Source organism: Halomonas sp. SIMBA_159, from assembly GCF_046536035.1.
Lineage (GTDB): Bacteria > Pseudomonadota > Gammaproteobacteria > Pseudomonadales > Halomonadaceae > Vreelandella > Vreelandella venusta_A.
Window position 1 is genome coordinate 1 of sequence record NZ_JAWJBT010001656.1, and the last position, 235, is coordinate 235.

Annotated in this window: 1 protein-coding gene; it reads left to right on the plus strand. The window is 56.2% G+C overall.

Annotation, left to right across the window (positions count from 1 at the left end; translation table 11 throughout):
- Nucleotides 1–59: 59 nt before the first annotated feature.
- Nucleotides 60–235: hypothetical protein (locus tag R0J87_RS24820; protein WP_498889695.1), on the plus strand; the 176-nt coding region annotated here is incomplete at its 3' end.

Here is a 235-nt window from a genome sequence, read left to right on the forward strand (position 1 = left end):
CAAGCTGCTGGGTACGGGTTAGCCAGAGCCTGGCCGGTCCGCACTAGGGCGCCGTTTTCCTGCCACGTATCGGGCACGCAGTGGAGGTCAGCTTCCTGGAAGGTGATCCGGATCAACCTTTGGTCACCGGGTCGGTTTATAACGGTCTGCATCTTCCGCCTTATGATTTGCCGCTCAAGAAAACCCGCACCACCTTGCGTTCTAAAACGCATAAAGGAGAAGGGTACAACGAGAT